Below are 17,227 nucleotides of genomic sequence, written 5' to 3'. Positions count from 1 at the left end.
GAAAACTTAGCTATTGGGCAATGTACTTAATTGTTCGGGTTTGATTCTTACAATTTTGTTGTCGCGCAAAACGACGAGTTCGCTATTTTTTGATTTCTTAAATTCTAATAGTTTTTCATAAACTTTTTCAAGTCCCAAAAGTATTTTATCACGAAGTTCTATTTGTTTTTCAACTGTGGTCATAATATTTATTTAGTTGGTTAAACTTCAATTCATCAATAATTGTTAGTTGGTTGTCAACAGTTTTTTGGGCAATTAATTCATGTTTCCCGTTTGAATTGTCGAACAAAAAAGCACCGTCAATAATTGGTAAATAAAGGTCGAACAGGTTTTTTATCCCTTTAAAATATCGTCTTTCAATGATGTCATCCGGAATATTATGTCCACCTTCCCAAACTCTTATTTTTACTCTTTCTTTCGCTAATGCTACACTTTGAAGCCAAAAGAACAGTAATGTTATCGTGTAACCATTTTGTCTTGCTTCAAGAATTTTAGTTTTATAACTTTTGGTTGCTAAAGTTGTTTCAAACGCAAAACTTTCATTGTTACTCAAAAGTTCATTAATCCTTTTTAGCATTATTCGCCCGGCTTCAAATGAAACCTTTTCAGGTTGAAATGGGGATAAGCCCTTCGCAATCTCGTCTGCATTGACAAACTCTTTACAATCCAAAATTTCGGGCAAAATAGTAAATGAAGCAGTAGTTTTTCCAGCTCCATTACAACCTGCGATTATGTAAAGCTTTTTGTCCCTCATAATCGCAAATTTACAGATTAATTGGGTTGGGATTTCACGCTATAAAAATGGGTCTGTAACATCTACATAAAGAAAAATTTATGCAACCACATCACTTACCCAATCCCGCAAATCTAATTAATCCAAAAATCCAGGTCAAAAATACAACCAATTCAAAAAGATATTTGGGAACACGCCCAATAAAACAATCAGTGCGCAAACAATCATTAGCGTATATTTCTCAAAGCTTGTGGCTTTAACCGATTGCATGGGTCCGTCTTTAAAGTACATGGCTTGTATAACGCGGAAATAATAGTAAACACTTACGGCTGCCATTATCACCGCAAAAATTACCAGCCATAAATGGTGGCCTGTAGCAATGGCCGCTTTTAGCATATAGAATTTGCCTAGAAAGCCTGCAGTTAGAGGAATGCCAGCTAAAGATAAAAGACAGATTGTTGTGGTAAATGCTAACACGGGTTGATGCTTAGCTAATCCGTTAAATCCTTCAAAGCTGTAATCAGTCATTTTGCTAAGTACTGCAAAAATGCCGATAGTTGCCAAACAGTAAGCGGCTGAATAAATGAGCAAACCTTCGCGGCCTGCATCGTTCATTGCATACACCGCAAAAAGAAGAAAGCCTGCCTGCGCAATACTTGAGTAGGAAAGCATGCGTTTAACACTTTGCTGAAACACTGCGGTGATATTGCCGACAAACAGCGTAGCAGCTATCATTACCGCCACCCATATCGACCAGGTTTCTTGCAGTTTTCCAAAAGCACCACCAAATAAACGAACAAAACCTACAAACACGGCAGCTTTAACAATGGTAGCCATGAAGGAAGTAAATACGGTTGGCGCTCCGTCATACACATCTGGTGTCCAAAAGTGGAAGGGAGCTACAGATGCTTTAAAGCTCATCGCAAACAGCAATAATAGCATACCTGCAATATGAAGGTTAGGCAGTTTAGTTTCCAAAGCAAAGTTCATCTTATCAATAGTAAAAGTTCCCTGCGATCCGTAGATGAGCGCAATGCCCATTAACATAATGCCTGTAGAAAATGATCCCATTAAAAAATACTTCAGCGCGGCTTCATTACTTTTCAGGTTCTTTTTATCAGAACCTGTAAGGATGTAAAGCGGAATAGAAATGATCTCGATTCCTAAAAAAGTATCAATAATGATTTAAAACTGGTAGTTAAAGTAATACCCGCTATAATGAAAAAGATCAATGCAAAATAGTCGGCAAGGTTGCGGCCTACTTTTTCTATCTCATTTGAAGTAAGTATTAAGTAAATCAGCGTAGCAAAAATGGCGATGGAATTAAAGAAAAGTGCGTAGCCATCAAAAACCATAAAAGCGGAAACATCAAACTTAAAAAGTTTAATGTTTTTCATTTCCATGCAATTAACAATTAACAGCAAAATCATTGCGATAATGCCTGTAGTTTTAATGGGCGCGTTTCTTTTAAACACTACGCCACTAAACATCATAACAACGCCAAAAATTGCAGAGAGTACTAATGCGTTCATACTTTATTGCTTAATGCTTCAGTTTTAATAAAGGAAGCACATCTGATTTATGTAAAATTGAATTCGTTATATCTTCGAAAGAATGTAATAAATGTTGCGGATAAACACCAGCCACAATGATAGTAACTACGATGATACCCAATATTGCTTTCTCATGAAAAGCGATATCAGTTCCTTGTTCTGTCAAACTGTTTGTTTCGCCTAAGAAAACTTTACGTGCCATTTTTAATGTGTAAACTGCACCAAGGATAACACCCGTTCCGGCGCTACTGTAAATGCAATGCCATAATGTGTTATTGGAGAACTTAAAATGCCATTAAACATCAGGAACTCGCCAACAAATGCGTTGGTCAGCGGTAATGCAATATTTGCGAAAGCGATCACGAAAAAGAATATGGTAAGTGCCGGCGCTTTTTTCGCGATACCTCCTAATTCGCTCATCTTTCTTGTACCAAATTTTCTTTCAATAATTTCTACGATGATCCACATGCCTAATATGTTGATACCGTGAGAAAACATTTGTAACATCGTTCCCTGTATGCTGCTTCTTGTTTCTGCAAATACAGCAATACACATCAGCCCGATATGCGCGATAGAAGAGTAGGCTACCAAACGCTTCATGTCATCTTGCTGAAAAGCAATCAGCGAAGCGTAAATAATTCCGATTACAGCCATTGTAGATACAGTGTCGCCCCAACTGTATGAAGCAATAGGCAAGACAGGCAATAGCCAACGCAATAAACCCAGCACACCCATTTTTACCATAACACCACTTAATACCATTGTAGCAGCAGTGGGTGATTGCTCGTAAGCATCAGGTTGCCAGGTATGCAAAGGAAATATAGGCATCTTAATAGCAAAAGCCACAAAGAATAGCCAGAATACCCACATTTGCTGTTTTGAATCTAGCGCTGAATTATAAAAAGCTTCAATTGCAAAAGAATTGGTTTTTGAATAGATGTACAAAATACCAATCAGCATTAAAAGCGAACCAACAAAAGTGTAAATGAAGAATTTGAAAGTTACTTTAATGCGTCTTTCGTTACCCCACTGCGAACAGATAAAGTAAACAGGAATCAAAGCCAGTTCCCAAAAGAAATAAAACAGTAAGGCGTCCATTGCCAAAAACACGCCCATCAATCCGGCCTGGGTTAATAGCATTAAACCTAAAAAGTTCTTAGCATTTTTATAAGCCGTAGTCCATGTTGAAATAAATATCAATGGAAAAGATACTGCCGTCAACATACAAAGCATAGCGCCCATGCCATCGGCCTTAATAGCAAAGCTGCTATTTAAAATGCCCATCCAGCTTGCGTTGTAGCTCAAGGCTTCTGCATTATTGCTGTAGCAGGTAAAAGCGAGTATAGCAACAATAAAAGTAGCGATGGCTGCCAGTAATGACCAGGTTCTTGCACCAGCTTCTTTCTTTATGAAAAAGTAAGAATGCCGCTAAGTAATGGAATTAATATTAACAACAATATGATCATAAATAATACAGCCCCTAATCCCCCAAAGGGGACTTTTGGAAATGGGTTTTAAATTTTAAAAATCATTTATTTCTGTAAGTTCTAACCCCTTCCCTTTGGGAAGGGTTGGGGATGGGCCTTATTTTCTCAAAAAGAACTGCAATGCAAATACAACCAATGCACCTAATACCATCATTAAAATATATGCACCTGTTTGTCCGCTTTGCAACCAACGTAACTGGCGTCCGCCATAATTCACCAAGCGTCCCACACCATTTACAATTCCATCTACTATTTTCGTTTCAAAAATATTATTGAAGAAAACTCCTAAAGCATTCAATGGTTTTACAATGATGCTGTTGTAAATTTCATCAACATACCATTTTTCCTGTAACAATTTACCAAAGCCTTTCGCTTCTTCCATATCAGGTTTCTTGCTGTACCTCGTCCAGGCCAAAATCACCATTGTAATAATTAATAAAGAAGAAACGCCCGTTAATATCCACTCTGTGCTATGCGATACTTCATGCTTTGGTAAGATCGCATAAGATTGTTCGAAAATCGGATGAAGGAAATCTTTCAACGAATGCGCACCATGCATAATAAATTCAGGAACACCAATATAACCGGCGATTACAGAAAGTATAGCAAGTATGATCAATGGTATTGTAATAGCAGCAGGACTTTCATGCAAATGATGTTCCTGTTCGTGCGAGCCACGGAAACTTCCTTTAAATGTTGTAGCATACAAACGGAACATATAAAAAGCCGTAAGCAAGGCACCAAATAATCCTAATGCATAAAGCACCGGCGATGTGGCAAATGCTCCAGCCAGTATTTCATCTTTTGAGAAGAAGCCCGAAAAGCCTGGAATACCTGCGATAGCTAAACATCCTAATAGAAAAGTAATGTTGGTTATTTTCATGTATTTGGACAAGCCGCCCATTTTGCGCATATCCTGCTCGCCGCCCATGGCGTGAATAACACTACCGCTTCCTAAGAACAATAATGCTTTAAAGAAAGCATGCGTCATTACATGAAAAACTGCGGCTACATAAGCACCTGTTCCCAATGCTAAAAACATATAACCCAACTGGCTTACGGTAGAGTAGGCCAATACTTTTTAATATCATTTTGTTTTAGGGCAATGCTTGCAGCTAACAGAGCCGTTGCAATACCAATGATGGCAATGCAATTTAAAGTGCCTGGTGCCATGGAATACATCAGGTTGCTACGGGCAATCATATAAATACCGGCGGTAACCATTGTTGCGGCGTGGATCAAAGCAGACACAGGCGTTGGGCCAGCCATCGCATCGGGTAACCAAGTATATAAAGGTATTTGTGCGCTTTTGCCTGTGGCGCCAACAAATAATAAAGTGGTGATAATTGTGATATCGAAGCTGGAAAGTTTTGCTAACGCTTCTGTAGTAAATATTTCGCTAAAAGTTACGGTGCCAAGTTTATTAATCAGCATAAACAAGGCGATTAGAAAAGCCAAATCGCCAATGCGATTCATGATAAAAGCCTTTGATGCCGCTTTGGTATAATCTTCTTTCTTAAACCAAAAACCTATGAGCAAATAAGAACACAAGCCAACGCCTTCCCAACCAATAAACATGATCACAAAGTTGGCGCCCTACCAGCAGCAGCATCGAAAAGACGAACAGATTGAGATAAGCAAAATACCGGGCAAAATGATATGGTTTTTCATCGTGCATATACGAAGTAGAATATACATGAATTAAAAATCCAACACCTGTAATGATTAATAAAAATATCGAAGTCAACTCATCCACCTGAAAGGCAAAAGGAATGTTTAACGAGCCTACATTAATGAAATCGAAATATTCAACAACAGCGATGTTGCCCGCGCGCACTTGCATAAACGCTATTACGCTTAGTATAAACGAACCCAATATGGTTCCGCTTCCAATAATTCCTGTAACTCCTTTAGACAAATAGTTTCTTAATAACCCATTTAGCAAAAAGCCAATAAGTGGTAATAATGGTATTAAGATCAGTTCAATTTTCATTCAAATAATTTATGACCTCACCCCCAACCCTCTCCAAAGGAGAGGGGAGAAGGAAATATATTTCATTAATGTTTCAACCTGTTTAAAAAATTAATATCCACCGAGTGAATATTACGATACATCATTACAATAATGGCAAGCCCTACACTCACTTCAGCCGCGGCTACTACCATTATAAAAAATACAAACAACTGCCCATCAGCTGCGGCCACCTGCACGGCATCTTGTGCTGCCTGCATTTTAGAAAACGCCACCAGCAAAAGGTTTACCGAGTTCAACATCAATTCTATACACATAAATACAATAATGGCATTACGGCGGGTAAGTACACCCACTATACCAATACTGAATAGTGATAAAGCCAAAACGATATAATAATTTATAGGCATAATGCGGCCTCCCCAACCCTCCGGAGGAGGGGCTTAATGTTTTAAAGTTTAGTATTTCTAAAGAATAACACAATTCAAATAAGTAAAGATTTTTTATATAATCAACCTCTTCGTAAGCCTCTCCTTTTGGGAGGTTTGCAGGGCTATTTCTTCCCAATTACCACAGCACCCACCATCGCACTTAAAAATAATATACTGCTTATTTCAAATGGCACTACAAAAGTGGTGAACAACTCACGACCTAAATTTTTGATCAAACCTGCATCACCTGTACTCACTTCCACAATATTTTTTGAAACTTCAGTATTTCTTAACGCCGCTACTAATACTAATAACAAGCAGCCGCCAGATAATATTCCAATAATTTGTAACCAGCGATTTTTAACAGGTTCTGTGCTTTTGTTCAGGTTCATCAGCATTATTACAAACAGAAATAAAACCATGATGGCGCCTGCATATACAATAATATTTACAATAGCCAGAAACTGTGCGTTCAATAAAATATAATGGCCTGATATGGCAAAAAATGTTGCTACCAGCCACAACACGCTATGCACGGGGTTTTTGCTGCTCACCACCATAATGGCGCTGAACAATGCCGCCACTGTAAGAATCCAGAAAAGTATTTGTGTAATTCCCATTGCCCTTAATTAGCTTCCGCTGTTTTAGTTTCTTTATTAATTGTTCCCAACGCTTTTTGATAAGCTTCCGGCTCGGTAACCGGATTAGGGATCAGCAAATCTTCTTTTTATAAATAAAACCTTTGCGGTCGTAATTAGATGGAGTAAATGTTTGAGAAAGATAAATGGCATCTTTCGGACAAGCTTCTTCGCAATAACCGCAGAAAATACAACGCAACATATTGATCTCATATTTTGCTGCGTATTTTTCTTCTCGATATAAACTTTCTTCACCTTCTTCTCTTTCCGCCGCTTCCATTGTAATAGCTTCTGCCGGGCAGGCAACTGCGCACAAGCCGCACGCAGTACATCTTTCACGGCCTTCCTCATCACGATTCAAAATGTGCAGGCCACGAAAAACTTTACTAAAAGGCCTTGTTTCTTCGGGATATTTTATCGTTGCCTTCTTCTTAAAAAAGTGTTTCAACGTTATTCCCATTCCCTTCAAAATATTCCAAAGGTACATCCGCTCCATAAAGGTCATCGGACTGCGATCTACCGGCTTGGCCCTATTTGTATATTGAATACCCATTAGTTTTCGAGCAATATTTTAAAATTTTCGCAAATATAAGTTTAGTTGGCAGATGACAGATGAAAGTTGACAGGTTTCCTGTTCTCTGTCGTCCGTCATCTTATTTATGTTCCCAGCTTTTGTGCAACTATCATCTTCCTTGCGTCGCACTCTTCAACTGTAGTACATATATCAACTATTTTCTTTTCTCCTGTCATCAGTCAACTAACAACTATCATCTATTCAAAAGCAGTACCACCAACGCCGTTATCAACATATTGACCAACGCCAGCGGCACCAGCCTTTTCCAACCCAAATGCATTAATTGGTCAAAGCGGAAACGTGGAATGGTCCAGCGGATCCACATAAACACAAATACAAAAAGAATGCTTTAGCCAGCAATACCGCAAAGCTGATAAATGCCAATAAGTTTTGAGAAATACCCCAGTTGGCTTCATTCACAAAAGGAATATCATAACCACCAAAATATAATGTCGCCATAATTACACCGCTGATGAACATATTGATATATTCAGCAAAAAGATAAAATCCCAATTTCATACTGGAATATTCCTGGTGGTAACCAAAGTTTAATTCATTTTCTGCTTCCGGTAAATCGAATGGTGTGCGGTTACATTCAGCCAGCGCACAAATAAAGAATATAATAAACCCTAAGGGTTGGTAAACAACATTCCATCCGTTATCCAACTGGTTTTGCACAATCGTGCTCATTTGCAAAGAACCGGTAAGCATTAAAACGGCGATCAATGAAAGGCCCATTGCCAGTTCGTAAGAAATCATTTGCGACGCGCCACGAATGGCAGCTAACAAAGAAAATTTATTATTAGAAGCCCAGCCTCCAATCATAATACCATACACACCCAAGCTTACTACACCAAACACATACAGAATACCGATATTAATATCTGCAATTTGCAAAGGCACTGTTCTTCCGGCTACTAAAGCAGGCGAACCCCAGGGAATAACTGCGCTGGTAAGCAAAGCTGTAACCATGGCCAGCACTGGCCCTAGTACAAATAAAAACTTCGACGAAGCCAATGGTATAATTTCTTCTTTAAAAAAAGTTTACCACCATCGGCAAGCGGCTGCAATAAACCAAATGGCCCCGCGCGGTTAGGCCCGATCCTGTCCTGCATAAAAGCGGCCACTTTTCTTTCGCCATAGGTGGCGTACATGGCAACGATCATGGAAAGAGTAACCACCAATGCTATTAAAATCAATTTTTCGATAATAAAAAACCAATCTATTGCGAGTAAGTACATAATTAATTATTAGTCTCTTTTTCTATCAAATTCTTTTTATTAAAAACCGCACCTGTTGCCGGGCCATCTATTTTACTTAAATCAACCGACGGATCATTTACGTCACTGATATTATGAATATCCAGCAACAATTTAGGTTGACGCCCACCCATTACTTCTGCTATAGTTTCTTTCGGTTTGTCCAGCACTTCGTAATGATTGGCACCGATAACAGAATGACGTGCTACTTTTGTCGGCCCTTCAATTATCCAGTCTTTCACCTCTTTTTTATCAAAACGACATTCGTTACATATCCATCCTGTTTTGCCGTCTTCGCTATCCATTATTTCACCCCATTGATCTTTACGGGCAGTTACACGCAATACTTCATCGCCACGTTTCCATAATGTAACTTTTCCGCAGCATTTATCGCAATCACGATGTGCATCTTCTGGTTTAGTAAACCATACCCGATTTTTGAAACGAAATGTTTTGTCAGTCAAAGCGCCCACCGGACAAACATCTATAACGTTTCCAATAAAATCATTGTCTAACGATTTCTCGATATAAGTAGCAATTTCGGCATGGTCGCCACGGTCTAAAACACCGTGTTGGCGCGTGTTTGTTAGCTGATCGGCCGTAAATACACAACGATAACACAAGATGCAACGCGTCATGTGTAGTTGAATGTATTTTCCGAGATTATGTTTTTTAAAAGTTCTTCTTTTAAATTCATATCGCGTTCCTTCGCGGCCATGCTCGTAGCTCAAATCCTGCAAATGACATTCGCCAGCCTGATCGCAAATAGGGCAATCCAGCGGATGATTTAATAATAAAAATTCGACAACACCTGCACGTGCATCCAACACACGCTGGCTGGTAATGCTTTTGACTTCCATGCCATCCATTACGCCAGTACGGCAACTTGCTACCAGCTTAGGCATGGGGCGTGGGTCTTTTTCAGAGCCTTTGCTTACTTCCACAAGACAAGTGCGGCATTTACCACCACTGCCTTTCAGTGGTGTATAAAAGCACATAGCCGGAGGCGTTACATCGCCGCCAACCATTCGCGCTGCCTGTAATATAGTTGTACCGGGTGCTACTTCTACGGTAACATTGTCAATGGTTACTTTAAAGTTTGCCGGTGGTTCTTGTTTTATTTCTTCAGCCATTTAAAAAATTTCACACAAAGAATACAACGAAAGACAACGAACACAACGATTATTCTAATACGTATTTATAATTCTTTTAATTCCATCTTTAAGGTAGACCACATTAAAGTTTATCAATAATCCTAATTTCAAATTAGCTAACTTTAAATAGGTCTGCACCTGCTTATAATGAACATCAGCAACGGTTTCTACTGACTTCAATTCTACTAACAACTTATTTTCTATAATTACATCTGCTCTAAACCCTGCGTCTAATTTTATTTCCTGATGAACAAGTGGAATAGCCTTTTGCTTTTCAAAAAAGACATTTTCCTTTTGTAGTTCATAACAAAATATTTCTTCATACACACTTTCAAAGAGACCCGGCCCATAAAGTTTATGAATTCGAAAACAGACATCCAAAGCAATTTTTGCCAACTCATTTTCACGTTGTATCAACCTGTTTTCATCCATCCGTTGTTTCTTTGTTTTCTTCGTCCCGTTGCGTGAAACTACGCCAAAACAGCTTCTCTCTCATCCGCATAATGCGCCAACCCAAAATTTCTTATTATAGCTTCTTCGGGATGTGTGATATGCCATTCAAACTCATCCCGGAAATGACGAATAGCTGCGGCAACAGGCCATGCAGCTGCATCGCCAAGCGGACAGATCGTATTGCCTTCAATCTTACTTTGTATATCCCACAGTAAATCAATATCGCTCATTTTTCCCTGTCCATTTTCTAAACGGAGTAACAATTTTTCCATCCAGCCCGTTCCTTCACGGCATGGAGAACATTGTCCGCAACTTTCATGGCGGTAAAATCTTGCTAAAGTATAAGTATGTTTTACTACACACTGATCTTCATCAAATACAATAAATCCACCACTTCCCATCATCGAACCGGTCTGAAATCCGCCATCAGAAAGGCTTTCGTAGTTCATTATTCTTTGTTCGCCCTTTGCAGTCTTTAATAAAAGATTGGTAGGCAGAATAGGAACAGATGATCCTCCGGGAATACAAGCTTTTAATCGTTTGCCGTTAGAAATACCGCCACACCATTCATCACTGTATATAAATTCTTCAACTGATATGGTCATATCTATTTCATAAACACCAGGTTTATTAATATTACCACATGCAGAAATAAGTTTTGTTCCTGTTGATTTGCCTACTCCAATTTTGGCGTATTCCTCAGCACCTTCATTGATGATCGGCACTACTGCAGCAATACTTTCAACATTGTTTACCACTGTTGGCCTGTCCCAAACTCCCTTAACAGCAGGAAAGGGCGGCTTGATGCGTGGATTGCCTCTTTTTCCTTCGAGCGATTCGAGCAATGCAGTTTCTTCTCCGCAGATGTAAGCGCCTGCACCACGCTGCACATGAACATCGCAATCGAAACCGCTGCCTAAAATATTTTTACCAAGGAAACCATTATTGCGTGCTTCCTGTATCGCCTGTTCTAAAATGTCAACAATCCACGCATATTCACCGCGGATATAAATAAAAGAAACATTGCTGCCAAGCGCGTAAGATGAAACAATAACTCCTTCTATTAAAAGATGTGGCAGAAATTCCATGAGGTAGCGATCCTTGAAAGTACCAGGTTCGCTTTCATCAGCATTTACAACCAGGTGGCGGGGTACGCCTTCGGGTTTGGCCAGAAAGCTCCATTTCATACCTGTTGGGAAACCGGCACCACCACGCCCACGAAGCCCTGATTTTTTACTTCTTCAGTAACATCATCTGGCGCCATTGTTTTCAATGCCTTCTCAACGCTACGGTAGCCCCTTCACGACGATAAGTATCAAAATATCTGATACCTTCTACATGCGCTTTTTCTAATAATAGTTTTCTACCCATTTTATATTTTCCTAAAAGAAGTTTTAATTATTCTTCGCTCTGCACTCATCAATAATCGCGTCCACTTTTTCTTTGGTCAGATGTTCTTTATAAAATTTACCCAGTTGCATCATTGGCGCATAACCACAAGCACCAAGGCACTCAACAGTTTTTAAAGTAAACATACCATCTTCGGTTGTTTGGCCTGGTTTGATATTTAATTTGGCTCCGATATATGCTATAATATCATCACTACCGTTCAACATACAGGGGCCAGTCTGACAAACCTCAAACATATATTTACCTACAGGCTTCAAATTGTACATGCTGTAGAAAGAAGCCACTTCGTAAACTTCGATAGGCTCAATACTTAACAGCGATGCAACGTAGTCCATTGTTTCCACACTTAGCCAGCCAAACTGCTCCTGCGCCACATGCAATACAGGCAATAATGCACTTTTCTGTCTTCCTTCCGGATAACGTGCTATTATTTTTTGAACCCTGTCAATATTCTCTTGTGAGAGTTGTACCATTTTTAATTCTTAATTCTAAACTTTAGTTTCTAAATTTCTTTATGCGTCCATTTCGCCTGCAATCAGGTTTAAGGATGACATTACCATGATGGCATCGCTAAGCATTCCGCCTTTAACCAACTCTTCATAAGCCTGGTAATATATAAAGCATGGACGCCTGAAATGCAGTCTGTACGGGCTTCTACCGCCATCGCTGATAAAATAATAACCTAACTCACCATTGCCTGCTTCAATGCCATGATATACTTCACCTTTCGGCATATCTATCTCGCCCATGATGATTTTAAAATGCCAGATCAATGCTTCCATTTTAGTATACACATCTTTCTTTTCAGGAAGATAGTATTCAGGAACATCTGCATGATAAATAGTTGCCTCTTCGCCTTTAAGATCATTCAGCTTTTGCATTGCTTGTTTAATAATGCGAAGGCTTTGCCACATTTCGCCATTACGTACCTGAAAACGATCGTAACAATCGCCTGTCGAACCGACAGGAATATCAAAATCAAATTCTTCGTAACGGCTGTAAGGCGCTACCACACGCACATCATAATCAACACCAGCCGCGCGGAGATTAGGTCCCGTGAAACCATAATTTAAAGCTCTTTCGGCAGAGATGGCACCCACACCCATACAACGATCCATAAAGATGCGGTTGCGTGTAAACAGGTTCTCAAACTCTTCCAGAACAGCTGGATATTCGTTTAAAAATTTTTCTATTTTTTCAAAAGCCGTATTATTAAAATCTCTTTCAAAACCGCCAATGCGTCCAATATTGGTGGTTAATCTTGATCCGCAAACTTCTTCATAAATTTCATAAATCAGCTCGCGGTATTGCATCACATACAAAAAGCCTGTGTAAGCTCCTGCATCCACGCCCATAATCGAGCTACAAATTAAATGATCGGCAATACGCGCCAGTTCCATTACAATAACGCGCAAATAATCCACACGTCTCGGCGTTTTTACACCCAACAATTTTTCACAGGTAAGATGCCAGCCCATATTGTTTAATGGAGCCGAGCAATAATTCAGCCTGTCGGTAAGTGGCGTAATTTGATACAGCGGCCTGCGTTCTGCAATTTTTTCAAATGCGCGATGAATATAACCTACCGTTGCATCGGCAGCTACAATTTTCTCCCCATCCAGCTCAATAATATTTTGAAACACACCATGCGTAGCCGGGTGCGTAGGCCCCATATTGAGCGTGGTGGTTTGCTTTTCAATGCTACCCGCCGGAAGGTTTATGTTTTGTTGTAAATCTGACATTTGAATATCTTCTTCGTCTTTTTTTATTTGTTTACCAACAACACTGCTACTATCAACTATGTTGCGTCGCACTCTTCAACACCTGTAATTCTATTGAGCTTTCTCGTCTTCCGCAATGGTTCCGTGCATTGTTTTTTCAGTGCCAAAGCCCAACATGCCACCACGGCCAAACATTTCATCATCCTTATCAGTACGGCTTTGATCTTCTAATGGATATTCTTTACGCATAGGAAAGTAATCCATTTCATCAACGTTCAAAATTCTGATCAAATTCGGATGACCGATAAAATTGATACCGTAAAAATCAAAAGTTTCGCGCTCCATCCAATTGGCCGCAGAAAAAATACCTGTTGCGGTATAAACATCGGGTTTTGCTATATCTGTAAATACTTTAAACCTAAGGCGTATATTTTCCCTGATATTATGCAAATGATAAACAACAGCCAATTCCTTTCCTTTTTGATCGGGGTAGTGAACCCCGCAAAGATCTGTAAGGAAATTAAATGCGAGTTCCTCATCTTCCTTCAAAAAGTTAAGCACTTTAAGGTTGATCTCTTTATCAGCATGAAAATTCAGGATGTCATACTGCATTTCGAAATCAGAAACCTGATCTCCAAATTTTTCAGTAAGTTTTTGCTGTATCAGCTCTGTAGTCAATGCCATTTTATATAGACTATGAGTATTTAGATTTTAGTACTTAGATTTTAGTATTTAGATTTTTAGTAAAAATTGATCTTTGTACTAAATACTGAAATCTAAATTTCTATTGTATTCCATAACTTTCAAGTAAAGCGCTGTATTGTTCACTGTTTCTTCTGCGTAAGCTTTCTTTACCTATCAGATCCTGTATGCGCATCACGCCGTCTAAAATCGCCTCCGGTCTTGGCGGACATCCAGGTACATAAACATCAACAGGCACTACCTGATCAATTCCCTGTAATACGCTGTATGTATCGAAAATGCCGCCACTGCTGGCGCAGGCGCCAACTGCAATTACCCAGCGAGGTTCCGCCATTTGTAGATATACCTGTTTGACTACCGGCCCCATTTTCTTCGCAATCGTTCCCATAACCATTAAAAGATCACACTGGCGGGGCGAGAATCCTACGCGCTCACTTCCAAAGCGAGCTAAATCGTAGGTTGCGCCCATCGTTGCCATAAATTCAATACCACAGCAGGATGTAGCAAAAGGAAGTGGCCATATCGAGTTTTTTCTTGCCAGGCCAATTACGCTATCGAGCGTAGTTGCAAAAAAACCCTGCCCTTCATGCCCCGCAGGCATTTCAGCCATGCTAATATCAGCTTCAAGGGGTTTTTGCTTTATATTATAAGAAACAGGTCTTGACATAATTTAGAATTTAGAATTTTGAATGTATCATAATAAATGAGGAATCGGGTTCGATTCGATATTTATCATTTACTATTTTACATTTCTAATCTTCCCATTTTAAAGCTCCTTTCTTTATGATGTAAGTAAAACCACAGAGAAAGAAACCAACAAACATCAACACAGCATAGAACCCGCTCCAGCCAAGCTCTTTAAAATTAACAGCATAAGGATAGAAGAAAATAACCTCCACATCAAACAGCACAAATAAAATAGCTGTTAAAAAATACTTGATAGCCATGGGTTGGCGCGCGTCGCCATGAGACTCAATACCGCTTGCAAAGTTTTCGAGTTTGTCCTTTGTTTTGCGTTTAGGACCTAAAAGGTGCGTAACAATTACCAATGTGATGATGAGGCCCCCAGCAAAAATCAATTGCAATCCGATCGGTAAAAAAGACTGCGCTGTATTATTAGTAACAACGGTTTCGAGTAAATAAACCATATCTTTTGTTAATGAGCAAAAATAAGGCAGGTGAGTCAATTATCCTTAAAGATTAGAACATTTTAATGATAATCTTATGACAATTAGATCAAAGTCAAAAAAAGCACCTCACATACATGAGGTGCTTTTGATAAAAAGTTATTTTTTCATTTATTCTTTTGCGCCTGCTGCCGGAGCATTCTTGGTCGAATCGGAAGCCGGAGCTTTCGTGGAATCAGAGGCCGGAGCTTTTTTGTTGAATCAGAAGCAGCAGGAGCTGTAGTCGAAGTGCTATCAGTTGTAGCACCAGATTTTGCTACACCAGGCGTACCGCCCATGGCTTTAATGTATCCTGCCACCTGCTCTTTTGCTGTTGGATCATCAGCGTTGTTATATGCAATTTGTAGAAATTTTAACCCATTAGGGGTATCTTTCTGCTTGTTGATATAGAAAATGGCCAATGCTAAAGCTGTTTTGAAGATTTCTCCTCTTTTTGGTGTCACAGCAGAGGTGTCGTCCGGAGACTGTAAATAAGCGATATATTTTTCTCCGTCCGGAACCATTATATTCTGAGCATTGGTAGAGTCGAAAACGGAACTGCTACCATAAGCCAGCATATAGCCATAATTCCATTTAGGGAATTTTGTACGGGCTGCATCAAATACTTTCCATGCTTTTTCGTATTGACCAGATTTATAATAACCAGTATAACCGGCATTAAAGAAATCATTGATCGTTAACCTGTCTGCAGGTTTAATTTCTAATATTTTAGCATACAAATCTCCTGCAAGTGCGCCTTTACCAGCAAACATTTTAGCGCCCTGCTCCAGGATGTCTACTTTTCCGGCTACTGTAGTATCTGCTACTGCTGCATCCATAAGGGTTTTTACCACATCGGCTTCTTTACCAGGGGTTGTAGAATAAGCTGTAGCCTTAAGTAGGTAATCTTTTGGAACTAGATTTTCTTCAGCTTGATTTTTGAAATAGTCTTCTACAAACGGGATAGCCGCTGCTGTATCTTTATTTCCGATCAAACTATAGGCAACTAATTTATAGGTTTCAGGTTTTGTTTTTTCACCTGCCTGTGAAATGATATTTTTACCAATATTAATTGCCTCAGTGTAATTTTTAGTTTGGTACAAACCTACTGCCTTAAAATATTCATTGTTAGGACTTGGAGGTAATAACGCGACTATTTTATCTCCGTATGGTTTTGCTTTTGCTGCATCTTGTGCTGTAAAAATATAATAGTCGTATAATTTCTCGAGCGCTGATACGTTTGCAGGATTCGCTGCAATAGCTTTTTCTAGAGTCTGCAAATAAAGCTCAGCATTATTCTGAGATTTAAAAATCATAGCTTTCCTATATTCTGCTTTTGCAAAAGTAGGGTCAGCAGCAATGGCTTCTTGGTAAAAAACGAATGCTGGGCTGCCTTCACCAGGATTTGCTTTCAAAGTTGCATCAGCCAAATTGGTAAAAATATCAGCTACCAACAATGGGTCTCTTTTCTTTTCCTTCATGGCCATCACCAGATTTTTAGCTTCTGTCAATTTTGCAACCGCAAAATTGATATCACCTACTTTATCTATGTTATTATAAGCCCTTGTAATACCATGACCCACAGCATTGAATACTTTAGCCTTATCTTCTTCATCCTTACCCGCGGCAGCAATAGCAGCATCAAAGCTTTGCTTAGCTTCAGCTGCTTTTTTCTCGAACAGCTGCATTTGTCCTTTTGCCGCTAATAAATAGGGGTCATTCGCATTTGCACCAAGAGCCTTTGTAATAGCAGCATTTGCCAATTGATATTTACCGTCTTCAAAATAAGATTGCGCAAGCCAATACGCAGCTTCCGGTTTATCCGCACTTTTTTCTAATATACTTACAGCAGAAGCATAGTTGCCATTGTAGTAAGCTTTCACACCATCCTCTACGGACTGTGCATACATTACGGTGTTCAACAATACTCCAAGTGCAAGTAGATGGATTGTTTTCTTCATCATCATTTTTGTT

At 39.3% G+C, this 17,227-nt stretch carries 19 protein-coding genes and 2 pseudogenes; all 21 read right to left on the bottom strand.

What is annotated here, in order from left to right; all coding sequences use genetic code 11:
* Window positions 1-6: 6 nt before the first annotated feature.
* Entirely contained in the window at window positions 7-183 is a 177-nt protein-coding gene (locus MKP09_RS16820; RefSeq protein ID WP_240831437.1) for a hypothetical protein, read from the bottom strand.
* Window positions 170-754, bottom strand: coding sequence for an ATPase (locus MKP09_RS16815; RefSeq protein ID WP_240831434.1), 585 nt, complete (start codon window positions 752-754; stop codon window positions 170-172). Before MKP09_RS16815 ends, MKP09_RS16820 begins: the two co-directional genes overlap by 14 nt.
* Before the next feature lie 135 nt (window positions 755-889).
* Window positions 890-1,867: an NADH-quinone oxidoreductase subunit N gene (locus MKP09_RS16810; RefSeq protein WP_240831522.1), complete on the bottom strand. Its 978-nt coding sequence runs from the start codon at window positions 1,865-1,867 to the stop codon at window positions 890-892.
* Between the two features lie 29 nt (window positions 1,868-1,896).
* Window positions 1,897-2,265, bottom strand: coding sequence for a hypothetical protein (locus tag MKP09_RS16805; protein ID WP_240831415.1), 369 nt, complete (start codon window positions 2,263-2,265; stop codon window positions 1,897-1,899).
* A 10-nt stretch (window positions 2,266-2,275) separates the two neighbouring features.
* Entirely contained in the window at window positions 2,276-2,488 is a 213-nt protein-coding gene (locus MKP09_RS16800) for a hypothetical protein (protein ID WP_240831405.1), read from the bottom strand.
* A 2-nt stretch (window positions 2,489-2,490) separates the two neighbouring features.
* The gene (locus MKP09_RS16795; RefSeq protein ID WP_240831521.1) at window positions 2,491-3,630 is read right to left on the bottom strand and encodes a complex I subunit 4 family protein; all 1,140 of its coding nucleotides are present in this window, start codon (window positions 3,628-3,630) and stop codon (window positions 2,491-2,493) included.
* A 240-nt stretch (window positions 3,631-3,870) separates the two neighbouring features.
* Window positions 3,871-5,351 (bottom strand): annotated as a pseudogene (nuoL, locus tag MKP09_RS16790) (NADH-quinone oxidoreductase subunit L).
* Window positions 5,290-5,766, bottom strand: a complete 477-nt coding sequence (locus tag MKP09_RS16785) for a hypothetical protein (RefSeq protein WP_240831402.1) — start codon at window positions 5,764-5,766, stop codon at window positions 5,290-5,292. Before MKP09_RS16785 ends, nuoL begins: the two are co-directional and overlap by 62 nt.
* A gap of 65 nt (window positions 5,767-5,831) precedes the next feature.
* The gene (gene nuoK / locus MKP09_RS16780) at window positions 5,832-6,155 is read right to left on the bottom strand and encodes an NADH-quinone oxidoreductase subunit NuoK (RefSeq protein ID WP_240831399.1); all 324 of its coding nucleotides are present in this window, start codon (window positions 6,153-6,155) and stop codon (window positions 5,832-5,834) included.
* A 143-nt stretch (window positions 6,156-6,298) separates the two neighbouring features.
* Window positions 6,299-6,796, bottom strand: coding sequence for an NADH-quinone oxidoreductase subunit J family protein (locus MKP09_RS16775; protein WP_240831396.1), 498 nt, complete (start codon window positions 6,794-6,796; stop codon window positions 6,299-6,301).
* A gap of 91 nt (window positions 6,797-6,887) precedes the next feature.
* Complete coding sequence (gene nuoI / locus MKP09_RS16770; protein ID WP_240831393.1) at window positions 6,888-7,367, bottom strand: NADH-quinone oxidoreductase subunit NuoI; 480 nt, start codon at window positions 7,365-7,367, stop codon at window positions 6,888-6,890.
* 214 nt (window positions 7,368-7,581) lie between these two features.
* Window positions 7,582-8,542 (bottom strand): annotated as a pseudogene (gene nuoH, locus MKP09_RS16765) (NADH-quinone oxidoreductase subunit NuoH).
* 89 nt (window positions 8,543-8,631) lie between these two features.
* The gene (locus MKP09_RS16760; protein ID WP_240831389.1) at window positions 8,632-9,780 is read right to left on the bottom strand and encodes an NADH-quinone oxidoreductase subunit G; all 1,149 of its coding nucleotides are present in this window, start codon (window positions 9,778-9,780) and stop codon (window positions 8,632-8,634) included.
* A 54-nt stretch (window positions 9,781-9,834) separates the two neighbouring features.
* Entirely contained in the window at window positions 9,835-10,233 is a 399-nt protein-coding gene (locus MKP09_RS16755) for a GxxExxY protein (RefSeq protein ID WP_240831385.1), read from the bottom strand.
* 38 nt (window positions 10,234-10,271) lie between these two features.
* A complete protein-coding gene (gene nuoF / locus MKP09_RS16750; protein WP_240831383.1) occupies window positions 10,272-11,441 on the bottom strand; it encodes an NADH-quinone oxidoreductase subunit NuoF in 1,170 nt (389 codons plus the stop codon).
* Between the two features lie 207 nt (window positions 11,442-11,648).
* Complete coding sequence (locus MKP09_RS16745) at window positions 11,649-12,137, bottom strand: NADH-quinone oxidoreductase subunit NuoE family protein (RefSeq protein WP_240831380.1); 489 nt, start codon at window positions 12,135-12,137, stop codon at window positions 11,649-11,651.
* Between the two features lie 39 nt (window positions 12,138-12,176).
* Window positions 12,177-13,478: an NADH-quinone oxidoreductase subunit D gene (locus MKP09_RS16740; RefSeq protein ID WP_240831377.1), complete on the bottom strand. Its 1,302-nt coding sequence runs from the start codon at window positions 13,476-13,478 to the stop codon at window positions 12,177-12,179.
* 18 nt (window positions 13,479-13,496) lie between these two features.
* A complete protein-coding gene (locus MKP09_RS16735) occupies window positions 13,497-14,069 on the bottom strand; it encodes an NADH-quinone oxidoreductase subunit C (protein WP_240831376.1) in 573 nt (190 codons plus the stop codon).
* A 100-nt stretch (window positions 14,070-14,169) separates the two neighbouring features.
* Window positions 14,170-14,754: an NADH-quinone oxidoreductase subunit B gene (locus tag MKP09_RS16730; protein WP_317235374.1), complete on the bottom strand. Its 585-nt coding sequence runs from the start codon at window positions 14,752-14,754 to the stop codon at window positions 14,170-14,172.
* Window positions 14,755-14,839: 85 nt separating this feature from the next.
* Window positions 14,840-15,235: an NADH-quinone oxidoreductase subunit A gene (locus tag MKP09_RS16725; protein ID WP_240831372.1), complete on the bottom strand. Its 396-nt coding sequence runs from the start codon at window positions 15,233-15,235 to the stop codon at window positions 14,840-14,842.
* A 146-nt stretch (window positions 15,236-15,381) separates the two neighbouring features.
* A complete protein-coding gene (locus MKP09_RS16720) occupies window positions 15,382-17,214 on the bottom strand; it encodes a CDC27 family protein (RefSeq protein ID WP_240831370.1) in 1,833 nt (610 codons plus the stop codon).
* Window positions 17,215-17,227 lie beyond the last annotated feature (13 nt).

It is taken from the genome of Paraniabella ginsengisoli (genome assembly GCF_022513635.1).
GTDB classification, from domain to species: domain Bacteria; phylum Bacteroidota; class Bacteroidia; order Chitinophagales; family Chitinophagaceae; genus Niabella; species Niabella ginsengisoli.
This window is presented reverse-complemented; position numbering and strand designations above follow the sequence as displayed.

Coding starts and splice junctions, on each gene's coding strand:
- MKP09_RS16815 (WP_240831434.1), bottom strand. CDS start 754: ATGAGGGACAAAAAGCTTTACATAATCGCAGGTTGTAATGGAGCTGGA.
- MKP09_RS16760 (WP_240831389.1), bottom strand. CDS start 9,780: ATGGCTGAAGAAATAAAACAAGAACCACCGGCAAACTTTAAAGTAACC.
- MKP09_RS16720 (WP_240831370.1), bottom strand. CDS start 17,214: ATGAAGAAAACAATCCATCTACTTGCACTTGGAGTATTGTTGAACACC.
- MKP09_RS16805 (WP_240831415.1), bottom strand. CDS start 2,265: ATGAACGCATTAGTACTCTCTGCAATTTTTGGCGTTGTTATGATGTTT.
- MKP09_RS16745 (WP_240831380.1), bottom strand. CDS start 12,137: ATGGTACAACTCTCACAAGAGAATATTGACAGGGTTCAAAAAATAATA.
- nuoF (WP_240831383.1), bottom strand. CDS start 11,441: ATGAAATGGAGCTTTCTGGCCAAACCCGAAGGCGTACCCCGCCACCTG.
- MKP09_RS16785 (WP_240831402.1), bottom strand. CDS start 5,766: ATGAAAATTGAACTGATCTTAATACCATTATTACCACTTATTGGCTTT.
- MKP09_RS16730 (WP_317235374.1), bottom strand. CDS start 14,754: ATGTCAAGACCTGTTTCTTATAATATAAAGCAAAAACCCCTTGAAGCT.
- MKP09_RS16735 (WP_240831376.1), bottom strand. CDS start 14,069: ATGGCATTGACTACAGAGCTGATACAGCAAAAACTTACTGAAAAATTT.
- nuoI (WP_240831393.1), bottom strand. CDS start 7,367: ATGGGTATTCAATATACAAATAGGGCCAAGCCGGTAGATCGCAGTCCG.
- nuoK (WP_240831399.1), bottom strand. CDS start 6,155: ATGCCTATAAATTATTATATCGTTTTGGCTTTATCACTATTCAGTATT.
- MKP09_RS16755 (WP_240831385.1), bottom strand. CDS start 10,233: ATGGATGAAAACAGGTTGATACAACGTGAAAATGAGTTGGCAAAAATT.
- MKP09_RS16725 (WP_240831372.1), bottom strand. CDS start 15,235: ATGGTTTATTTACTCGAAACCGTTGTTACTAATAATACAGCGCAGTCT.
- MKP09_RS16820 (WP_240831437.1), bottom strand. CDS start 183: ATGACCACAGTTGAAAAACAAATAGAACTTCGTGATAAAATACTTTTG.
- MKP09_RS16800 (WP_240831405.1), bottom strand. CDS start 2,488: ATGGCACGTAAAGTTTTCTTAGGCGAAACAAACAGTTTGACAGAACAA.
- MKP09_RS16775 (WP_240831396.1), bottom strand. CDS start 6,796: ATGGGAATTACACAAATACTTTTCTGGATTCTTACAGTGGCGGCATTG.